Annotated in this window: 13 protein-coding genes, 1 pseudogene and 1 riboswitch; of the genes and pseudogenes, 12 read left to right on the forward strand and 2 right to left on the reverse strand. The window is 69.7% G+C overall.

All coding sequences use genetic code 11. The features are described 5' to 3' along the window. Positions 1 to 103 precede the first annotated feature (103 nt). Positions 104 to 2,467 carry a RelA/SpoT family protein gene (locus FB473_RS05895; protein WP_167165549.1) on the forward strand — a complete coding sequence of 788 codons (2,364 nt, stop codon included), beginning with the start codon at positions 104 to 106 and terminating at the stop codon, positions 2,465 to 2,467. Positions 2,468 to 2,548: 81 nt separating this feature from the next. Here the strand turns inward: FB473_RS05895 and FB473_RS05900 are convergent. Beyond that, positions 2,549 to 3,831: pseudogene (locus FB473_RS05900) on the reverse strand (DUF349 domain-containing protein). Here FB473_RS05900 and FB473_RS05905 point away from each other — a divergent pair. The 6 genes from FB473_RS05905 (at position 3,824) to ribH (ending at position 9,870) form a co-directional block, all read left to right on the forward strand. Further along, positions 3,824 to 4,561, forward strand: a complete 738-nt coding sequence (locus FB473_RS05905) for an MBL fold metallo-hydrolase (RefSeq protein ID WP_167165553.1) — start codon at positions 3,824 to 3,826, stop codon at positions 4,559 to 4,561. The pseudogene FB473_RS05900 and the gene FB473_RS05905 sit on opposite strands and share 8 nt — an antisense overlap. Further along, complete coding sequence (gene hisS / locus FB473_RS05910; protein ID WP_167165555.1) at positions 4,561 to 5,895, forward strand: histidine--tRNA ligase; 1,335 nt, start codon at positions 4,561 to 4,563, stop codon at positions 5,893 to 5,895. The genes FB473_RS05905 and hisS overlap by 1 nt, the downstream gene beginning before the upstream one ends. Positions 5,896 to 5,985: 90 nt before the next feature. Continuing rightward, positions 5,986 to 6,119: riboswitch (FMN riboswitch) on the forward strand. 169 nt (positions 6,120 to 6,288) lie between these two features. Beyond that, positions 6,289 to 7,302 carry a bifunctional diaminohydroxyphosphoribosylaminopyrimidine deaminase/5-amino-6-(5-phosphoribosylamino)uracil reductase RibD gene (gene ribD, locus FB473_RS05915; RefSeq protein ID WP_167169170.1) on the forward strand — a complete coding sequence of 338 codons (1,014 nt, stop codon included), beginning with the start codon at positions 6,289 to 6,291 and terminating at the stop codon, positions 7,300 to 7,302. After that, positions 7,302 to 7,958: a riboflavin synthase gene (locus FB473_RS05920; protein ID WP_167165557.1), complete on the forward strand. Its 657-nt coding sequence runs from the start codon at positions 7,302 to 7,304 to the stop codon at positions 7,956 to 7,958. The genes ribD and FB473_RS05920 overlap by 1 nt, the downstream gene beginning before the upstream one ends. Beyond that, positions 7,955 to 9,352 carry a GTP cyclohydrolase II gene (gene ribA / locus FB473_RS05925; RefSeq protein WP_341770046.1) on the forward strand — a complete coding sequence of 466 codons (1,398 nt, stop codon included), beginning with the start codon at positions 7,955 to 7,957 and terminating at the stop codon, positions 9,350 to 9,352. Before FB473_RS05920 ends, ribA begins: the two co-directional genes overlap by 4 nt. Continuing rightward, positions 9,349 to 9,870, forward strand: coding sequence for a 6,7-dimethyl-8-ribityllumazine synthase (gene ribH / locus FB473_RS05930; protein WP_167165559.1), 522 nt, complete (start codon positions 9,349 to 9,351; stop codon positions 9,868 to 9,870). The genes ribA and ribH overlap by 4 nt, the downstream gene beginning before the upstream one ends. Positions 9,871 to 10,010: 140 nt before the next feature. On the opposite strand, the gene FB473_RS05935 is transcribed toward ribH, so the two are convergent. Continuing rightward, positions 10,011 to 11,399: a hypothetical protein gene (locus tag FB473_RS05935; RefSeq protein ID WP_167165561.1), complete on the reverse strand. Its 1,389-nt coding sequence runs from the start codon at positions 11,397 to 11,399 to the stop codon at positions 10,011 to 10,013. Between the two features lie 235 nt (positions 11,400 to 11,634). Between FB473_RS05935 and aspS the strand changes: the two genes are divergently transcribed. The 5 genes from aspS to alaS all read left to right on the forward strand — a co-directional run bounded on the left by aspS (position 11,635) and on the right by alaS (position 20,072). Next, positions 11,635 to 13,473 carry an aspartate--tRNA ligase gene (aspS, locus tag FB473_RS05940; RefSeq protein ID WP_167165563.1) on the forward strand — a complete coding sequence of 613 codons (1,839 nt, stop codon included), beginning with the start codon at positions 11,635 to 11,637 and terminating at the stop codon, positions 13,471 to 13,473. Positions 13,474 to 13,543: 70 nt separating this feature from the next. Further along, on the forward strand, positions 13,544 to 14,323 hold the full coding sequence (locus tag FB473_RS05945; RefSeq protein WP_167165565.1) for a tyrosine-protein phosphatase: 780 nt from the start codon (positions 13,544 to 13,546) through the stop codon (positions 14,321 to 14,323). A 326-nt stretch (positions 14,324 to 14,649) separates the two neighbouring features. Next, positions 14,650 to 16,023 carry a replication-associated recombination protein A gene (locus FB473_RS05950; RefSeq protein ID WP_167165567.1) on the forward strand — a complete coding sequence of 458 codons (1,374 nt, stop codon included), beginning with the start codon at positions 14,650 to 14,652 and terminating at the stop codon, positions 16,021 to 16,023. A 65-nt stretch (positions 16,024 to 16,088) separates the two neighbouring features. Beyond that, on the forward strand, positions 16,089 to 17,036 hold the full coding sequence (locus FB473_RS05955) for a gamma-glutamylcyclotransferase (protein WP_167165569.1): 948 nt from the start codon (positions 16,089 to 16,091) through the stop codon (positions 17,034 to 17,036). A 354-nt stretch (positions 17,037 to 17,390) separates the two neighbouring features. Then, positions 17,391 to 20,072, forward strand: coding sequence for an alanine--tRNA ligase (alaS, locus tag FB473_RS05960; RefSeq protein ID WP_167165571.1), 2,682 nt, complete (start codon positions 17,391 to 17,393; stop codon positions 20,070 to 20,072). The last annotated feature ends 11 nt before the right edge of the window (positions 20,073 to 20,083 follow it).

Raw genomic sequence — 20,083 nt, forward strand, 5'->3', positions numbered from 1 at the left:
AGTCGTCCGCGGCGCGACGGGTCCCCGGACGGGCGTTCGGTGTACGGGGTTGTGGTTGGGGCTACACTCGTCGTTACGCAACTCGGCGAAAGGGGGCACCAAGTTGTCTGGAGACAGCGTCTACGGGCCCTACGGGTCGGGTGAGGGCATTCCGGGCGCACCGCAATCGGCCACACTCGAGCGGGTCGCGGCAGGCCCCGAGCAGCCTCGTCTGCGCATGCGCCAGCGCTTCGCGCGTTTCGGCGCGGTCAATCGCACGCCGCAGTCAGCCGTTCTCGATCCGTTGTTCGCGGTGGTACGGGCCAATCACCCGAAGACCGATCTCGAGCAGTTGGAGCGCGCCTACCACACGGCCGAGCACTATCACCGTGGCCAGACCCGCAAGAGCGGCGAGCCCTACATCACCCATCCGCTCGCGGTGGCGACGATCCTGGCCGAACTGGGCATGACCGAGGCCACGCTGTCGGCGGCCCTGCTGCACGACACCGTGGAGGACACGAGCTACACGCTGGAGCAGTTGCGGACCGATTTCGGGGACGAGATCGCCACGCTGGTCGACGGTGTGACCAAGCTCGACAAGCTCACCTACGGGGAGTCGGCGAAGGCCGAGACGATCCGCAAACTGGTCGTGGCCACCGCGCGCGACGTACGCGTGCTCGTCATCAAGCTCGCCGACCGGCTGCACAACATGAGGACGATCTCGTTCCTGCGGCCCGACAAGCAACTGCGGATCGCCAAGGACACGCTGGAGATCTTCGCCCCGCTGGCCCATCGCCTGGGCATGAACGCGATCAAGTGGGAGCTGGAGGACCTCTCGTTCGCGACGCTGCAACCCAAGGTCTACGACGAGATCGTCCATCTCGTCGCCGAGGCCGCGCCGCAGCGCGAGCGGCAACTGCGCGAGGTCATCGATCAGGCCAAGAAGGACCTGGTCGACGCCGGCATCAAGGCGACCGTCTACGGGCGTCCGAAGCATTACTACTCGATCTACCAGAAGATGGTGGTACGCGGGCGCGAGTTCTCCGACATCTACGACCTGGTCGGGCTGCGTGTCCTGGTCGACACGCCCCGCGACTGCTACGCGGCCCTGGGCGTCCTGCACACGCGGTGGAACCCGCTGCCCGGCAGGTTCAAGGACTACATCGCCCTGCCGAAGTACAACATGTACCAGTCGCTGCACACGACGGTGCTCGGCCCCGGCAACCGCCCGGTGGAGTTCCAGATCCGCACGCACGAGATGCACCAGCGCGCCGAGTACGGCGTCGCCGCGCACTGGAAGTACAAGGAGGATCCGAGCGCCAAGCATGCCGGCAAGCCCGGTGAGGGACACCTCGATCCCGAGGGCGAACAGCTCTCGTGGGTGTACCAGCTGAATCAGTGGCAGCGCGAGACCGAGGACCCGGGGGAGTTCCTCGACTCCCTGCGGTTCGAGCTGAACGCCAGCGAGGTCTACGTGTTCACCCCGAAGGGTGACGTCATCGCGCTCCCGAAGGGCGCCACGCCGGTCGACCTCGCCTACGCCATCCACAGCCAGGTGGGCGACCGGTGTATCGGTGCCCGTGTGGGCGGTCGGCTCGTCCCGTTGGACACCCCGCTCAACAACGGGGACATCTGCGAGATCCTCGTGTCCCGCGCCGAGAACGCCGGCCCCAGCCGCGACTGGCTGAGTTTCGTGGTGAGCCAGCGGGCGCGCTCGAAGATCAAGCAGCACTTCACCCGAGAGCGCCGCGAGGAGGCGGTCGAGCAGGGCAAGGACGCGCTCGCCAAACAACTGCGCAGGTCGGGGCTCCCGCTGCAACGGCTGCTGACCCTTGAGCACCTCACCTCTGTGGCCGACACCTACCGGCTCCCGGACGTGAACGCCCTGTACGCCGCGATCGGCGAGGGCAACGTGGGGCCGCAGAGCGTCGTCCTGCGGCTTGTCGAGACCGAGGGTGGCCTGGAAGAGGCTGTCACGGAGGGGCTGGAGGACAAGACCCCCACAGCCCCGCGCCGCAAGTCGGGGGCCACCAGCGATGTCGGTGTGATCGTCGACGGCCAGCCCGACATGTGGGTGAAACTGGCCAAGTGCTGCACGCCGTTGCCCGGCGATGCGATCCTCGGCTTCGTGACGCGCGAGAACGGCGTGTCGGTGCACAGGCGGGACTGCACGAACGCGGCCAGCCTGCTGGCGCAGCCCGAACGCATCGTCCAGGTGGAGTGGGCGGCGTCACCGGGCGTCGGCTACCTGGTGGCGATCCAGGTCGAGGCGCTCGATCGCACCGGTCTGCTCTCGGAGGTCACCAAGGCCCTGGGCGATCAGGGGATATCCATCACGTCGGCAGTCGTCAGCACGACGAAGGATCGGCTGGCCAAGGTGCGGCTGACCTTCGAGTGCAGCGATCCCAAGCATCTGGCGGACGTCACCTCGCAACTCCGCCACGTGTCGGGCGTCTACGACGTCTCGCGGGTGAGCCAGGGCGGCTAGAAGACGCCCCAGGACGAGCCCAAGCCAGATCCACGAGCAAGGCGCCCGCACTCGCCATTGAGTGCGGGCGCCTGCCCTTGATCAGGCGGTGAACTCGTCCAGGGCGCGCTGGGCCTGAGCGAGCCACTCGTTGTAGGTCTCGATCGACTCCCGGGTCTTGGCCGCCTTGCGGTGGTCGCCCCGGGCCTCGGCCGCTTCCGCCTGCTTCGCCAGCTTGTTGATCTGCTCGGTGAACATCTCGACCGTGTCGGCGGCACGCTTGCGGGCCTCGGGATCGGTGCGGCGCCACTCGTCGTCCTCGGCAGCCTTGATGGCCTGCTCGATCGCCCGGACGCGGTTGTCGAGGGGACGGATCGCGTCGCGCGGCACCTTGCCGTAGGCGTTGTAGCGGGTGAGGAAGTCGCGGAACGCCTCGCGGGCGGCCTTGACGTCCGACACGGGGAGGATGGTTCCCTCCGCCTCGCCGAGCAGTTGTTCCTTGGCGGTCTGGTTGTCGCGGAACTCGGCTTCCTCCTGCTCGAAGGCCGCCGACCTGGCGTTGAAGAACTGGTCCTGCAGCCCACGGAACTCGGCCCACAGCTTGTCGTCGATGTCGCGGTTGGCGCCGCCGGCCGCCTTCCAGCTCTGCATGAGGTCGCGGAACTCGGCTGCGGTCGCCGACCAGTCGGTCGAGTCCGCGATCTGCCTGGCCCGCTCGATGATCTGTTCCTTCGCCTTCCGCGCGTCCTCACGCCGCTCGTTCTCGCTGGCGAACTGGGACTTGCGGCGGCGCGTGTAGGTGGTGCGTGCGCCGCTGAACCGGTGCCACAGCTCGTCGTCGGTCGCCCGGTCGATTCGGGGCAGTGCCTTCCACTGATCCAGCAGGGAGCGGAACCGGTTGACGCCACCGCGCCAGTCGTTGCCTGCCGCGAGCTTCTCGGCCTCGGCAACCATGGCCTCCTTGGCGGCGCGGGTCTGCTCGTTCTGCTGGGCGCGCTGTGCCTTGCGCTCCTCCTGCTTGGCGGCCAATAGAGGGACGAGCCCCTCCAGCTTCGCCGTGAGACTCTCGAGGTCGCCGACTGCGTTGGCCTCGGCGATCGCACCCCTCAGGTGGTTGACGGTCTTGCGGGCCTCCTCCGGCGACACTGAACCCGAGGAGACGCGGCTGACGAGCAGGCCCACCTCGGTTTCCAGCGATTCGAAGCGACGGACGAAGAACGCGAGCGCCTCGGACTTGTCGACATCGGGGACTTGACCGACCCTGCGTTCGCCCGCGGAGGTGACGACGTACACCGTGCCGTCGTCCTCAACGCGTCCGAAGCTGGCCGGCCCTGCACTTTCGCTCATGGGTCCATCTTGCCCGATAGGCTGGCATTTGTGTTCATCGAGTCGTTCGTGGTCGGTCCGTGGCAGACCAACACCTATGTGATCGCATCCGACGAAAAGGTCTCCGGAACCTCCAGGGCGGGCGTGGTCATCGATCCCGGGGTGGGATCACGCGAACAGACCGAGGTTCTCCTGGCCCGTCATGGCCTGTGGCTCGCCGCGGTGGTGTGCACCCACGGTCACCTCGACCACGTCGCCGATGCCGCCGATCTCGCCGATGCTCACGCCGTCCCCTTGTTCTGCCACCCGGCTGATCGTGTGATGCTCACCGATCCCGTGGCGGGATTGGGCGCCGATTCGCTGCCACTGATCCGCTACGTCCTCCAGGGACGCTCCACCCTGCCCGAGCCTCATGATCTGAGGGAGATATCGGACGGTCAGGTACTCGAGCTCGCGGGCCTGCGTCTACGCGCGATCCATGCCCCGGGGCACACGCCCGGCTCCGTGGTGTTCCTGGCCGACGACGCGGGTGCGCCCGTCGTCTTCGGCGGCGACGTCCTGTTCGCCGGGACGATCGGGCGCGTCGACCTGCCGGGCGGCTCCATGCCCACGATGATGGCCTCGCTCGGCCGGCTGGTGCGGGAGATCCCGGCAGTGGCGCGTATCCTTCCGGGGCATGGTCCGGCCACGACGATGGCTCGTGAGCTGGCCAGCAACCCGTACCTCGTGCAGGTCGCCCCGTCGGCCGGCACGGCCACCGCCGAGATGCCCAAGGAGGCGACCGACTGATGGCTCGTCCGAAGCCACTGTCCGGATTCCCCGAGTTCCTGCCCGCCCAGCGCATGGTCGAGCAGGCCGTCGTCGACGTGCTGCGAGAAACCTTCGAGCTGCACGGCTTCGCGAACATCGAGACCCGGGCCGTGGAGCCCATGGAGGCGCTCACCAGCAAGGGCGAGATCACCAAGGAGGTCTATGTCGTCCGCCGGCTGCATGCGACGCCGGACGAGACCGACGACCTCGGGCTGCACTTCGATCTCACGGTGCCGCTGGCCCGCTATGTGCTGGAGAACTCGGGGCACCTGGTGTTCCCGTTCCGCCGCTACCAGATCCAGAAGGTGTGGCGCGGGGAGCGTCCCCAGGAGGGCCGGTACCGCGAGTTCACGCAGGCCGACATCGACATCGTGGGCGAGAACACGCTGGCCGAGCACCACGACGTCGAGGCGCCGCTGGTCATGTTGGAGGCCCTCGAGCGGCTGCACACCGGTCTGGGGCTGCCGCCGGTGCGCATGCACGTCAACAACCGCAAGCTGTCGGAGGGCTTCTACCGGGGCCTGGGCATCACCGAGCCCGCGGCGGTGCTCCAGCGCGTCGACAAGTTCGACAAGATCGGCCCGCAGGCCGTGAAGGAACTGCTCACCGGCGAGCTCGGACTGTCCGGCGACGTGGCCGACAAGTGCGTGGAGCTGGCGACGATCAGCACGGACGACGCCTCGTTCGTCGATCGGGTGCGCGAGCTCGGGGTGCACTCCGAGATGCTGGACGAGGGCCTCGACGCGCTGGCACGCGTCCTGTCGGCCGCGAACCGCCGGCTTCCGGGGCGCATGGTCGCCGACCTGAAGATCGCTCGGGGCCTCGACTACTACACCGGCACGGTGTACGAGACCGAGTTGGTCGGGCACGAGGCCATGGGTTCGGTGAGCTCGGGCGGACGTTACGACGCGCTGGCCACCGATGGCAAGCGCACCTATCCAGGGGTCGGCATCTCGCTGGGTCTCACCCGGCTGCTCGGCCCGATGCTGGGCCGCGGGGAACTCGCCGCGTCGCGTCCGGTGCCCAGCTGTGTGCTGGTGGCGGTGGACGACGACCAGACCCGGGGTGTGGCGATGGATGTGGCCTCGGCGCTGCGCTTCCGTGGAATCCCGTGTGAGGTGGCCGCCAAGGCCGACAAGTACGGCAAGCAGATCCGCCAGGCGGATCGCCGCGGGATCCCGTACGTCTGGTTCGGTGGGCTCCAGGGTGAGGTGAAGGACATTCGCTCGGGCGACCAGGTCGCGGCGGACGCCACGGTGTGGCAGCCACCCGAACGCGATCTTCGTCCCTCGGTGCTGGCCTTCGACGCCTGAGCGCGGACCCTCGGCTACGCGCCTGCCCACGCGACGAGCCGAGGGTGGACACGGGTTGTGGCGCGAGCTAGCCTGTGGCCAGTTGCACACCACGTGCTTCGGGGTCGGTGAAAGTCCGAACCGGCGGTGACAGTCCGCGACCCGGAACCCTGCTGAGCAGGGCGACGGTTGACCTGGTGGAATTCCGGGACCGACGGTGAGAGTCCGGATGGGAGAAGTACACGTGGCGCCGGGTTGTCCTGGCTAGGCCCGTCGGGCCTTCGCCGCGGCATCCCGGCGTGCAGGTCGTGCCCGTCCGACCTGAATCCCCGGAGCCAGATCTCAGGGGCTGAGGACATGGGCTGTCAGGCCGGCCGGGCACACGCCGCCGTATCCGACGGTGAGATCCGCGCGATGAGGCGCGCGTTAACGCTGGCGAGGCTGGGCCCGCTCCATGATCCGAACCCGCGGGTCGGGTGTGTTCTCGTCTCGACCGGGGGCGAGGCTCTGGCGGAGGGCTGGCACGGCGGGGCGGGAACCCCTCATGCGGAGGTTGCCGCCCTCCGGCGCGCTCGTGAGCGCGGCATCGACGTGCGCGGCGCGACGGCTGTGGTCACCCTGGAGCCCTGTGCTCATACCGGCCGGACGGGGCCGTGCGCCCGCGCGCTCGTCGAGGCCGGGGTGGGCCGCGTTCTGGTCAGCGTGGACGATCCGTCGGCGCTCGCCGGTGGGGGCGCCGGGGTTCTCCGCGCGGCAGGTGTCGACATGGTGACCGACGTCCTGCGCGCCGAGGGACTCGATCTGCTGGGCCACTGGTACGACGCCGCACGGCTCGCGCGTCCCTGGGTCGTCCTCAAGACCGCCACGACGCTCGACGGACGCGTCGGTGCGGCGGACGGCTCCAGCCGGTGGATCACCGGCCCGCAGGCACGAGCGCACGCCCACGGCGTTCGTGCGCGATCGGACGCCATCGTCGTCGGCATCCGGACGGTGTTGTGCGATGATCCCGCGCTGAGCGCGCGTATCCCCGGGGAACCGGAGGCCCATCAGCCGCTGCGGGTCGTCGTCGGCAGGCGCGACATCCCACCGGACGCCGCCGTCCACGGGCCCGGAGCCGACCTGCTCCACCTGCGTACGCATGATCCCGCCCGGGTGCTGGCCGTGTTGTTCGAGCGCGGCGTCCACGAACTGGTCGTCGAGGGCGGGCCGACGCTCGCCTCGGGATTCCTGCGCGCCGGCCTGGTGGACGAGATCCACGCCTACATCGCGCCGGTGGTGCTCGGCGCCGGGCCGGCGGCGATAGGCGACGTCGGCATCGGCACCATCGCCGAGGCAGCACGCTTCACGACTCGGCACTGCGAACGTCTCGGCGACGACGTCCTGATCGTCGCCACATCCGCGCATTCATCCAACGACAAGGAGTATTGATGTTCACCGGAATCATCGAGGAACTGGGCACGATCACCTCCGTCCACCCCGAGGACGGCGGCGGCGTCTCGCTGGCCATCCGGGGCCCGCTGGTCACCGGCGATGCCAGGCGCGGCGACTCGATCTGCGTCAGCGGGGCATGCCTCACCGTCGTCGACCGGAGTCGTGGCGATCAGCGGCCGGGCGACGGCGAATTCTGCGTGGACGTCATGCCGGAGACGCTGCGGCGCACCGCCATCGGGACGCTCGGCGTGGGATCTCGGGTCAACCTGGAAAGGTCCGTGCGCGCCGACGCGCGCCTGCACGGGCACATCGTCCAGGGCCACGTCGACGGTGTCGGTGAGCTCACGGAGCGCCGGGACGAGGACGGATGGATCCGGCTGGAGGTACGGGTCCCGGACGCGCTCGCGGGCCTGGTCGCCGAGAAGGGCTCGGTGGCCCTCAACGGGGTGTCACTGACGGTGACCCACGTCGACGGCTCGTCACTGGGCGTCGCGCTGATTCCCGAGACGCTGCGCGTCACGAACCTCGGGCTTCTCGCCGTGGGTGATCCGGTCAACATCGAGGTCGACGTGTTGGCGCGCTATGTCGCGCGGCTGCTGGAGGTGGACCCGGCCCGGGCCGGGGAGTCTCCGGCGGAAGGGGACGACCTGTGAACCGCGAACAGCAGACCGCAGCCGGCGATGTCCCTGTCTCGCAGGCCGGTGACCGTATGGGGCAGGCCCGGCGTCGCGTCGAGAGAGCGCTGGCAGAGCTGCGACGGGGCCGCCCCGTCCTCGTCGCGGATTCGGCGTCGCGAGAGGACGAGGTCGACGCCGTCCTCGCGGCGGACCTGGCGACTCCCGCCTGGATCGGTTGGATGGTTCGCCGGACCTCGGGATACCTGTGCGTCCCCATGACCCGGGAACGGACCGATCGCCTGGAGCTGCCGCTCATGGTGCCGGGGAGCCAGGACCGGTTGCGCACGGCATACACCGTCACCGCGGACGCTGCGACGGGGGTGAGCACCGGCATCAGTGCCCATGATCGCGCGCGAACCGCCCGTGTGCTCGCGGCCGGCGAGACCACCGCGGGCGATCTCACCAGGCCGGGTCATATGCTGCCGCTCCAGGCCGTGCCCGGCGGGGTCCGGGAGCGCGGCGGGCACACCGAGGCGGCCGTCGACCTGTGCCGACTGGCAGGACGAGCACCGGTCGCGGTCATCGGCGAGCTGGTCAGGGACGATGGCTCGATGCTCCGGCTGGCGGGGGCGCAGGAGCTGGCCAGGCGGTCGGGCCTCGTCCTGCTCACCGTGGAGGACCTGGTCACGGACCTCGACGCGCGTCAGGCGCGGACGGACGGGCACGGGGCCGTCCCGGCGGATGCGTTCGAGAGTTCGGCCGGATCCGGCCAGGTGACTCGCGTGGCACAGGCGCATCTGCCCACGCGACACGGGTTGTTCACGGTGATCGCCTACCGGGACGATGCGCTCGGCACGGAACATGTGGCGCTGGTGGCGGAGGGCACCGGCGCGGAGGTGCCTGGCGAGTCGGCTGCGACGACCGCGCGAGCTACGGGCGACCGGCCTGCGCTGGTACGCGTCCATTCGGAATGCCTCACCGGTGACGCGTTCCACTCGCTGCGCTGCGACTGCGGCGCCCAGTTGGAGCGCGCGATGGACCTCATCGCGGCTCAGGGCGGGGTGCTGATTCGGCTGGGTGGCCACGAGGGACGAGGCATCGGGATCGCGGAGAAGGTCCGTGCCTACGCATTGCAGGACCGGGGGCGCGACACGGCGCAGGCGAACCTCGACCTCGGCTGGCCCGTCGACCTGCGCGAGTACAGCGCGGCGGCCGACATCCTGCGCGACCTCGGCCTTCGGCGCGTCCGGCTGCTGACGAACAACCCGGACAAGGTCCGGGGGATGACCGGCGAGGGGATCGACGTGGTGGAGCGGGTGCCGCTGGTCGTGGGGATCACGGAGGACAACATCGGATACATGCGCACGAAGGCGGCGTCCATGGGTCACTGGCTGGGCGCGGAGGTTCCGACGGCGGGGAGGGCCTCATGAGCGGGCAGGGCGCGCCGGTTCTCGCGGCGCAGGGGAAGGGCCTGCGCGTGGTCGTCGTGGCTGCCAGTTGGCATGAGCGCGTGATGGAGGGTCTCATCGCAGGAGCGCGCCGTGGGCTCGCGGAGACCGGTGTCGAGGACGTGAGGCTCGTGCGGGTTCCCGGATCGTTCGAACTGCCGGTCGTGGCGCTGGCCGCGGCGCGGTCCGGTGCCGATGCCGTCGTCGCCCTGGGTGTCGTCGTCCGCGGGGGGACTCCGCACTTCGACTACGTGTGCCAGGCCGCGACGCAGGGGCTGACCGAGGTCGCACTGCGTACCGGTGTCCCGGTCGGGTTCGGGGTTCTGACCTGCGACGACGACTCGCAGGCATTCGACCGCGCGGGGTTCGAGGACTCCCGTGAGGACAAGGGTTACGAGGCGGCTCAGGCCGCGGTGGCGACGGCCGGCGTGCTCCGGGGAATGGAACGGCGCACCTCTGACGCCCACTTACCTAAGGAAACGCTGATCAACGATCCCTGAGCCTGTCGAAGGGTCGTGGAACTGTCATCCGGCAACGGGCTTCGACAGGCTCAGCCAGCGTTGCCCACATTGATCAGTGATTCCCTAAGACCGATCTGTCAGGGGAGGGGCCTGTCGGACAGCCCCGGGAATGAACGCAGTCAGGCGCCGTAGACCACCAGGTCGCCGTGGGACCCCGGCGGCAACGACGCGTCCCACGGGGTGTCGTCGGAGGTCATCATGAACGCGGGACGACCGGGCAGGCGCACCAGGCAGGGATGCGGGATACCCGATTCGTACGGCGCCTGGACGCGTCCGATCCGGGACATGTCCAGACGGTAGACGGGGTAGTCCCGCGCCTTGGCATCGGACGCCAGCAGCAGCGGCTCCCCGCGCTCGCGGACGAACAGCGTCCCCTCGGTCTGGAGGTGCATCGTGTCGGCCCCGATCCGGTCGAAGGCGGCGTGCGGGTCGTCGGCGCGGCGCCTGGCCAGCGCGGGCCGGAACTCGAACTCGGGGACGAAGCGCCAGCATTCGGTGAATCCGACGTAGTCGTAGCCGGCGTAGCGGGTGAGCGACGGGTCCCAGCAGGAGACGTCGGTCGGAAGCGGGAAGGGTTCGGCGTCGACCACCTGGACGCCGGGGCCGGGCAGACCGGGCAGCGCGGCCCGCCGGACGAGGACCTGCGGATCGGCCGGATCGAACGTGCCCCAGGTGGAGACGATGGCGTCGGCGCCCTCGTCCTGGACGATCAACTGCCCGGCGTGGTCGCCGACGATCAGCCCGTCGCGGGCGAAGAAGACGGCCGCCTCCGGTGAAGGATCGAGCGGGTTCGCCGGGTCGATGGAGAACAGTCCCCAGTGGGCGCACGTGACGTCGCCGGGTCCGGCGCAGGTGAAGGTCACCAGGACGCGTCCCTCGCGCAGCACCGCGGCCCCGAACGCGTCGGTCACCAACTGGGGATCGCGCAGCCCCACGTGGCCGAAGGCCCCGGCGGCCGCCGAAGCGACCTCGGCCCAGGCGTAGGTCAGAGTCGAGACGACATCGGCCCGGCGGAGATCGCCGAAGAGGTCGGCGGGAACCTGGGTCTGCGCCGTGGGACGAGTCCCGTCCCACACGGTCGCCGTCGTGCCGGTCAGGGTTAGTGTCGCGGTGCCGGAGGGCAGCGGCGAGTCCGCGAGCACCGCGGAGCCGGGTGCCCACCCGGCGCGCAGGACGAGCCGGGCGCCCTCGACACCGCAGAGCAGGGCCGCGTCATCGGGGCCGACCAGGCCGAAGCGTGCCTGCGGACCCAGCCCTTCTGCTCGGACGCTGAGGTGCGCCGCGACCGGCCCCACGTCGGTGAGCGTCAGCTCGCCGGCGGGAACGTCGCGGGCGGTGACCTGGACGAGGGCGTCGGGGAGCAGATCGAACGGACGCGTGGCCGAGCGCCGCTCCAGGTGCAGGCTGGCGAAGAGCGGGGTCTGGTGCAGCGGCGGCGTCGGTGGCTGCTCGGGAATCGGGCCGGCCTGCGGACGCTCGCGTCGCAGACCCCCGAATGGCTTGCGCATGGTACGACTGTAGTCGTAGGGGGCGTCAGGGTGACAGGCCGACACGACGGGTGATATCGCCTGTTCTCGCTCCTCACGTGGCTCTCGGAGGTGGGCGGTCGACGCGGGGTTGCTGCGGGGCCTCCGGCGGACGATCGCACGTCCGGAACCACCGGTTCGGGGGTACGGCCGGTGGGCCCGTAGACTGGGCCGCACGTGTGCGCACTGTCGATGCGCGTGCCAGAAAGGAATAGTAATGCTCCGCACCCACAACGCCGGGACGCTCCGCGCGTCCGGAATCGGCACCACCGTGACCCTGGCCGGGTGGGTGGATGCTCGGCGAGACCACGGCGGCGTCGTCTTCGTCGACCTGCGCGATGCCTCGGGCATCGTTCAGTGCGTGGTGCGGGAGGAACTCGTCGATTCCCTGGGCGCGCACAGATTGCGCAATGAGTTCTGCATCAGCGTCACCGGCGTGGTGGAGGCCCGCTCGGAGGACACGGTGAACCCGAACATGGCCACCGGCGAGGTCGAGGTGGTGGTGGGCGCCCTCGACGTGCTGAACGCCGCTGCCCCGTTGCCGTTCCCGATCGACGAGCGGGTCAACGTCGGTGAGGACGCCCGGCTGAAGTACCGCTATCTCGACCTTCGGCGCCCGCGTCAGGCCGAGGCGCTGCGTCTGCGCTCGCGCGTCACCCACACCATCCGGCAGGCGCTGGACAGCCACGATTTCGTCGACATCGAGACACCGACCCTGACGCGCTCGACGCCCGAGGGCGCGCGCGACTTCCTCGTCCCCGCCCGCTTGCACCCGGGCAAGTGGTACGCGCTTCCCCAGAGCCCCCAGCTGTTCAAGCAGCTGCTGATGGTCGCCGGGCTCGAGCGCTACTACCAGATCGCGCGCTGCTACCGCGACGAGGACTTCCGCGCCGATCGCCAGCCCGAGTTCACCCAGCTCGACGTCGAGATGAGCTTCGTCGACCAGGAGGACGTGATCGCGGTCGCCGAGGACGTCATGGCGGCGGTCTGGAAGCTCATCGACGTGGAACTGCCGCGTCCCATGCCGCGCCTGACCTGGCACGAGGCGATGGACGACTACGGCTCGGACAAGCCCGACCTTCGCTTCGGCAACAAGATCCGCGAGGTGACGGCGTTCTTCACCGACACCCCGTTCCGCGTCTTCCAGGCTCCCTACGTCGGCTGCGTGGTCATGCCGGGCGGCGCGTCCCTTCCCCGGCGCCAGTTCGACGCCTGGCAGGAGTGGGCCAAGCAGCGCGGTGCCCGGGGGCTGGCCTACATCACGGTGGGTGCCGACGGAACGCTCGCGGGCCCGGTCGCCAAGAACATCTCGGACGCGGAGAAGGCCGGTATCGCCGAGCAGGCCGGTGCCCAGCCGGGCGACGCCATCTTCTTCGCCGCGGGCGAGCGGGAATCGTCCCAGGAACTGCTGGGGGCGGCGCGCCTCGAGATCGCCCGGCGCTGCGACCTGATCCCCGAGGGCTCCTGGGCCTTCTGCTGGGTGGTGGACGCGCCCATGTTCAAGCCCGCCAGCGCGGCGGTCGCCGAGGGCGACGTCGCGGTGGGCAGCGGGAAGTGGACGGCCGTCCACCACGCGTTCACCTCGCCCAAGCCGGAGTCCATGGACACCTTCGACACCGATCCGGCATCGGCCCTGTCGTACGGGTACGACTTCGTGTGCAACGGCGTCGAGGTCGGTGGCGGGTCCATCCGTATCCACCGCCGCGACGTGCAGGAGCGGGTGTTCGCGGTGATGGGTATCACGCCCGAGCAGGCGCAGGAGAAGTTCGGCTTCCTGCTCGATGCCTTCCAGTTCGGCGCGCCCCCGCACGGTGGCATCGCCTGGGGGCTCGACCGGCTCGTCATGCTGCTCGGCGGGTTCGACACGATCCGCGACGTCATCGCCTTCCCGAAGTCCGGTGGCGGTTTCGACCCGCTGACCCAGGCCCCGGCCACCATCACGGTGCAGCAGCGCCGCGAGTCGGGGGTCGATTTCAAGCCACAGCCGAAGAAGAAGGACGGCCCGTCCGACGCGAACGGCGCCGAGCGAGCCGGTGAGGGCGCACATGTCGGCTGAGCGGGCCACGGGTCGGGCGGCGTCCCCGCCGTTCACCAACCGGCCACCCGGCGACGCTACGGTCGGCCCCATGACGAGCGAACCGAACTGGGTGGGGTTGGACGGAGTGGTGAACATGCGCGACCTCGGGGGGCGCACCACCACCGACGGGCGGATCGTACGGTCCCGTGTGGTCCTGCGATCCGACAATCTTCAGGACCTTCCGCCCTCCTCGGTGCGGGTGCTGCTGGACGATTACGAGTTGAGTGACGTCGTCGACCTGCGCACCAACCGGGAGCGCAGGCTGTCGGGTCCCTCCCCGGTCGACTTCCGGGTCAGCGTCCATGCCCTGAGCCTGTACCCCGAGGACGACCCGGACTCGCTCGTCCCTCCCTGGCAGGAGGACCTGGCGACCATCGACCCCTACGAGGCGGTGGACTTCGCGCAGGGAATGGCGCGTCACTACCTCGGCTACCTGCGTGTGCGCGGCGACAACGTGATCAGCGCGCTCCGGGTCGTGTCGCACTCGGCCGGTGCCGTCGTCGTGAACTGTGCCGCCGGCAAGGACCGCACCGGGACGACCTGCGCGGCTCTGCTGCTGACCCTCGGCGTGCCCGGTGAGCAGGTGGTGGCCGACTACGCCGCCAGCAACGAGCGCGTGCCCGCGATCCTGGAGCGGCTGGGCGAGGGGGCGACCGCGGGCTCGTCCGATCACGAGGTCGCCGTCAAGGCCCAGTCGACCCCGCCCGAGGTCATGGAGAGCCTCCTCGGATACCTCGACACCGACTTCGGGGGCATCGGCGGCTGGCTCGACCGCTACGGGTGGACGCAGGACGACCAGACCCTCTTGGAGACGCGGCTGCTCGGCTGACGTTCCTTTCGACAGGCTCAAGGAACGCTCGTTGAGCCTGTCGAAACGTTCGTTGCCCATCGACAGGCTCAGGACCCGCTTGTCGAAACGTTCGTTGAGCTTGTCGAAACGCTCGTTGAGCTTGTCGAAACGTTCGTTGCCCTTCGACAAGCTCAGGACCCGCTTGTCGAAACGTTCGTTGCCCATCGACAAGCTCAGGACCCGCTTGTCGAAACGTTCGTTGAGCTTGTCGAAACGTTCGTTGCCCTTCGGCAGGTTCAGGACCCGCTTGTCGAAACGGCTTCGGCACAAGCGTGCGTCCCGCTACGTGGGGTAGCGTCGTTGCGATGAGCGAGGACCTGTTCGGCATGGTGGACGACACCACCCCGGCGCCCCGAGGGGGGTCGCTGTCGGAGGCCGGCCACGCCCAGCTCCCGCTGGCCGTGCGCATGCGTCCGCGGACCGTCGACGAGATCGTCGGCCAGCAGCACCTGCTCGCTCCCGGCTCGCCGCTGCGGCGTCTCGCCGAGGGTACCGGAGCGATGTCGGTGTTCCTGTGGGGGCCTCCGGGGGTCGGCAAGACGACGATCGCGGCGGTGGTGTCGCATCAGACGAAGCGCCGGTTCGTCGAGATCTCCGCCGTCACTGCGGGGGTCAAGGAGGTACGCGCCCAACTCGACGCGGCACGGCGCGAGCTGGCCCGAGGCCTGGCCACGGTGCTGTTCGTGGACGAGGTGCACCGCTTCAACAAAGCCCAGCAGGATGTGCTGCTGCCCGCCGTCGAGAACCGGCTGGTCACCCTGATCGCGGCCACGACCGAGAACCCGAGCTTCAGCGTCATCGCGCCGCTACTGAGCCGTTCCCTCGTCCTCACCCTGAAGCCCCTGACCGACGACGACCTGACCGTGCTCGTCGAGCGTGCGCTGGCCGACGAGCGTGGGCTCGGGGGACGCTACGAGTTGTCGGACGAGGCGCGCACGGCCATGCTTGCCATGGCCGGTGGGGACGCACGGCGCGTCCTGACCTATCTGGAGGAGGCGGCGCGCAGTGCCGACGCCACCGCGTCCACGACGATCGACCTGGCCACACTGGAGAAGTCGGTCGATCGAGCGGCCGTGCGCTACGACGCGCACGGCGACCAGCACTACGACGTGACGAGCGCGTTCATCAAATCGGTGCGCGGCTCCGACGTGGATGCCGCCCTTCACTGGCTGGCCAGGATGATCGAGGCGGGGGAGGATCCGAGGTTCATCGCCCGGCGTCTGGTGGTGCTGGCCAGCGAGGACGTCGGCATGGCCGCGCCCGGGGTGCTGCAGACCTGCGTGGCCGCCGCTCAGGCCGTGCAGCTGATCGGGATGCCCGAGGCCCGGATCAATCTCGCGCAGGCGACCATCGCCGCGGCGACGGCACCCAAGTCGAACGCGGTCGTCCTGGCGATCGACGAGGCCATCGCCGACGTCCGGGCGGGACGCATCGGACAGGTACCGCCCCACCTGCGCGATGCGCACTACTCGTCCGCCGGCAACTACGGCCACGGGGTGGGCTACAAGTACGCGCACGACTTCCCGCACGGGGTGGCGTCCCAGCAGTACCTGCCCGACGAACTGACCGGGCGGCACTACTACCGGCCCACCGACCACGGCAACGAGATGGCGATCGGCGAGCGCCTGGAGATGATCCGGCGACTGCTCGGAAACCCCGGCGAGCACGAATCCGGCTAGGGAAGTCGGCCAGCCCGGAGGCTGCCGGGCCGTGCGGATGCCTGAAGTGACTACAGTCCTGACGCATGGGTGACGACGAGATCGCACGATTCGACCCGTACGCTGCCGAGAACTCCCCGCGCGCCCGTCCGCTGGAATACCCGGGTGCGAGGCCGTCCATGTCGGCGTTGATCACCAGGACCGCCGTGTGGCAGATCCGCGCCCGCGACGGTGATCCGCTCGGGTCGCCGAGCCCGAGCGGGCTTCGGCTGGACGACTGCCGGGTCGCTCTGGGCGCGGCGTACCCGGGGCAGTCCGACCCGTTCCCGAGCCTGGCCTCGGTGCTCGAGCAGGAGCAGGTGGCGGGTCTCGGTGCGCGCGTCCCGGTGCTGGCGATCGGGTCGAACGCGGCTCCTGCGCAGCTTCGCCACAAGTTCGGGTCGTCGTCCACACCGCTGGTCGTTCCTTCTGTATTGGCGTGGGTGCGCGGTGTTCGCGTGGGCTTCTGCGCCTTCGTGTCCGCGCTCGGGTATGTTCCGGCCACCGTGTTCCCACAGGCCGGGGCGGAGACCGGCACCGTGGTGCAGTTGCTCGACGACGACCAGCTGGCCGAGATCGACGAGACGGAGTCGCCGGCCTACCGGCGGGTGTGGCTGGAGACCCCGATCCTGCTGCAGACCGGGGAGCGGCTCGCGGGCGCCTACGCCTACGTCGCCCGGGGTGGCTATCTCGCGGAGGAAACCGGCGCCTGGGTCATGGGGACGCCGGGAGAGCGTCGTCCAGCATCGGTTGATCAGGGACGATGGTTCGCCGACCAGCGTTCGTTGCTGGCGCGGCTGTGCCTGGACGCCGCCTTCGCCGAGGCGATGGGTGCCGACCCCGACGAGGTGGTCGAGCGAAGGGCCGGAGCCGGCGTGTCGGAGAGGGTGCTGCGCGCCCAGGGCCTCGTCCACGAGGAGAACGCGCTGTACGACCTGCCCGACCGGATGGGACGCCCGCCGGTGAGGTACGGCTCGCCGGCGGGGAGGGGATAGCCCGGCAGGGTGAGAGTGCCTACCGCGGCCCTGGCAGCCCGGGCGGAGCGGTGTGGCCTCGTCCGCCCGTTCACGCGGGCCGCATGTACTTCGCGCGGGTGCTGCGAACTCCCGCGGGCATCAGGTGACCCGCGGGAGGTGCGGAGGCCCGCGTGAGGTCAGGCGGGCCGCATGAACGGGTCGTGGGAAGCGCCGTGGGAAGCACTGTCGTGACCGGTGCTGGCTCCGGGCGGTAGTGTTGCTACTCGGCCCGTGGTGTCTGCCGCGCATCACGGGACAGCGTTTGTGGCCCGCCGTGCGGCAATCGCTACGGGGACCACCTGGCCGCGAGCACCAGCAAGTGAGGGATGGACAATGAAAGCCGCCGAGATCGGACGCCGGTTCCTGGACTACTTCGCTGCCCGTGAGCACGCCGTGGTGCCGAGCGCCTCGCTGCTCTACAACGACCCCACGCTGCTGTTCGTCAATGCGGGTATGGTTCCCTTCAAGCCGTACTTCACCGGCGCCGAGCCGAGCCCGTGGCGTCGCGCGACCAGCCTGCAGAAGTGCGTCCGCACCCTCGACATCGAGGACGTGGGCAAGACCACACGGCACGGCACCTTCTTCCAGATGCTGGGGAACTTCAGCTTCGGGGACTACTTCAAGAAGGAAGCCATCGAGTGGGCGTGGGAGTTGGTGACCACCGACCAGGCCTCCGGTGGATTCGGCTTCGCCCCCGCGGACGTCTGGGTGACCGTTCTGGGGCCGGGACTACACCCCGACTATCCGGACGGTGACGAGCAGGCCCGCCAGATCTGGCGCTCGGTCGGAGTGCCCGACGATCGCATCCAGCCGCGTGGGCTGAAGGACAACTACTGGCACATGGGCATCCCCGGCCCCGGTGGGCCCTGTTCCGAGATCTACATCGATCGTGGTCCGGCGTACGGGCCGGACGGTGGCCCCAACGCCGACGAGGACCGCTTCCTCGAGATCTGGAACCTCGTCTTCGAGACCGAGATCTTGTCGAACGTACGGGCCAAGGACGACTTCGACGTCGCGGGGCCACTCGCCAAGCCCAACATCGACACCGGCGCGGGCCTGGAGCGCATCGCGTTCCTCATGCAGGGCGTCGACAACATGTACGAGACCGACGAGGTGTTCCCCGTCATCGCACGGGCGGCGGAGGTGTCGGGCAAACGATACGGCGCCCACAAGGACGACGACGTGCGGCTGCGGGTGATCGGGGATCACATCCGCAGTTCGCTCATGCTGATGACCGACGGCGTGGCGCCCGGCAACGAGGCGCGGGGTTACGTGCTGCGGCGCCTCCTGCGCCGCTCGATCAGGTCGATGCGACTGCTCGGCCATCAGGATCCGATCCTCAACGAACTGCTCGACGTCAGCCGCCAGGTGATGCGCGTGTCGTACCCCGAGATCGACGAGCAGTGGACGCGCATCGCCGAGATCGCCGACGCGGAGGAGCAGACGTTCACCAGGACGCTCAGCTCCGGCACGGCGCTGTTCGATCTCGCGGTGGCCGACACCCGGGAGCACAAGTCGTCGGTTCTGCCCGGCGACAAGGCATTCCAGCTGCACGACACCTACGGCTTCCCGATCGACCTCACTCTTGAGATGGCGGCCGAGCAGGGGCTGACGGTCGACCAGGAGCGCTTCCGCGAGTTGATGACCGAGCAGCGCCAGCGCGCCAAGGCTGACGCCCGGGCCAAGAAGGGCGGGATGGTCAGCACCGAGGCCTACCAGGTGCTGCGGGCCGACGGCGAGACGCCGTTCCTCGGCTACACCGACCTCGACGTCACCACCCGCGTGCGCGGCATCGTGCTGGACGGGGAGTCCGTCCGGTCGGCGGGGCCCGGCTCGGTGGTCGAGGTCGTCCTCGCGGAGACCCCGTTCTACGCGGAGTCCGGCGGCCAGGACTCGGATTCGGGGATCCTGCGTACCCCGGCGGGCGAGTTGAACGTCCTCGACGTGCAGCGCCCCGTGCCCGGGCTGGTCGTCCACAAGGTGGAACTCACGGGTGAACTGGCGCTCGGCGACGAGGTGAACGCCAGTGTGGACGCGTTCGCCCGGCGCGGCAGCTGCCAGGCGCACTCGGCCACCCACGTGATCCACGCGGCGCTGCGCGAACTGGTCGGGCCCAGCGCGACACAGGCGGGCTCCTACAACAAGCCCGGTTACCTGCGGTTCGACTACTCGTCCCAGAAGGGCCTCAGCCCCGAACTGCGCCTCGAGATCGAGGAGCGCTGCAACGCCGCGATCCGCGACGACCTGGCGGTCACCGAGCAGCACATGAAGCTGGAGGAGGCCAAGGCCCTGGGGGCCATGGCGATGTTCGGCGAGAAGTACCCGCCCGTCGTCCGCGTGATCGAGATGGGCGGACCGTGGAGCCGTGAGCTGTGCGGCGGCACCCATGTGCGCCACTCCAGCCAGATCGGCATGCTGTCGCTGCTGGGCGAGCAGTCGGTCGGCTCGGGCACCCGGCGTGTCGAGGCCTTGGTGAGCACCGACGCGTTCGAGCACATGGCCGCCGAGCGGGCGCTGGTCAACCAGCTTGTCGATGTGCTCAAGGTGCAGCCGGAGCAGTTGCCCGATCGCGTTGCCGCGATGGTCTCCGAGCTGAAGGCGGCGCAGAAGACGATCGCCGAGATGCGGATCGACCAGCTGACCGCGTCCCTGTCCGATCTTGTGACCACGGCGCGCGACGTCTCCGGGGTGGCCGTGGCCTCCCGCGTCCTCGACGGGGTCGACGGGGGCGACCTGCGGACGCTGGCCACGCAGGCCCGCGACCGGTTCGGGTCGAAGCCCGCGGTGGTCGTGCTCGTCTCGTCCGCGCAGAAGCCCTCGGTGGTCGTCGCCACGAGCCAGTCGGCCCGCGACCGGGGGATCCGTGCCGGTGAGCTGGTACGCGCGGCCGCCGTGGAACTCGGCGGCAAGGGTGGCGGCAAGGACGATCTGGCCCAGGGCGGCGGCACCGACCGGGGAGCCGTCGATCGTGCGCTCGCCGCCGTGCTGCGTTGTGTGGAGGAGACCATTGGGTGAGTTCCGTCGAG

It is taken from the genome of Brooklawnia cerclae, from assembly GCF_011758645.1.
Lineage (GTDB): Bacteria > Actinomycetota > Actinomycetes > Propionibacteriales > Propionibacteriaceae > Brooklawnia > Brooklawnia cerclae.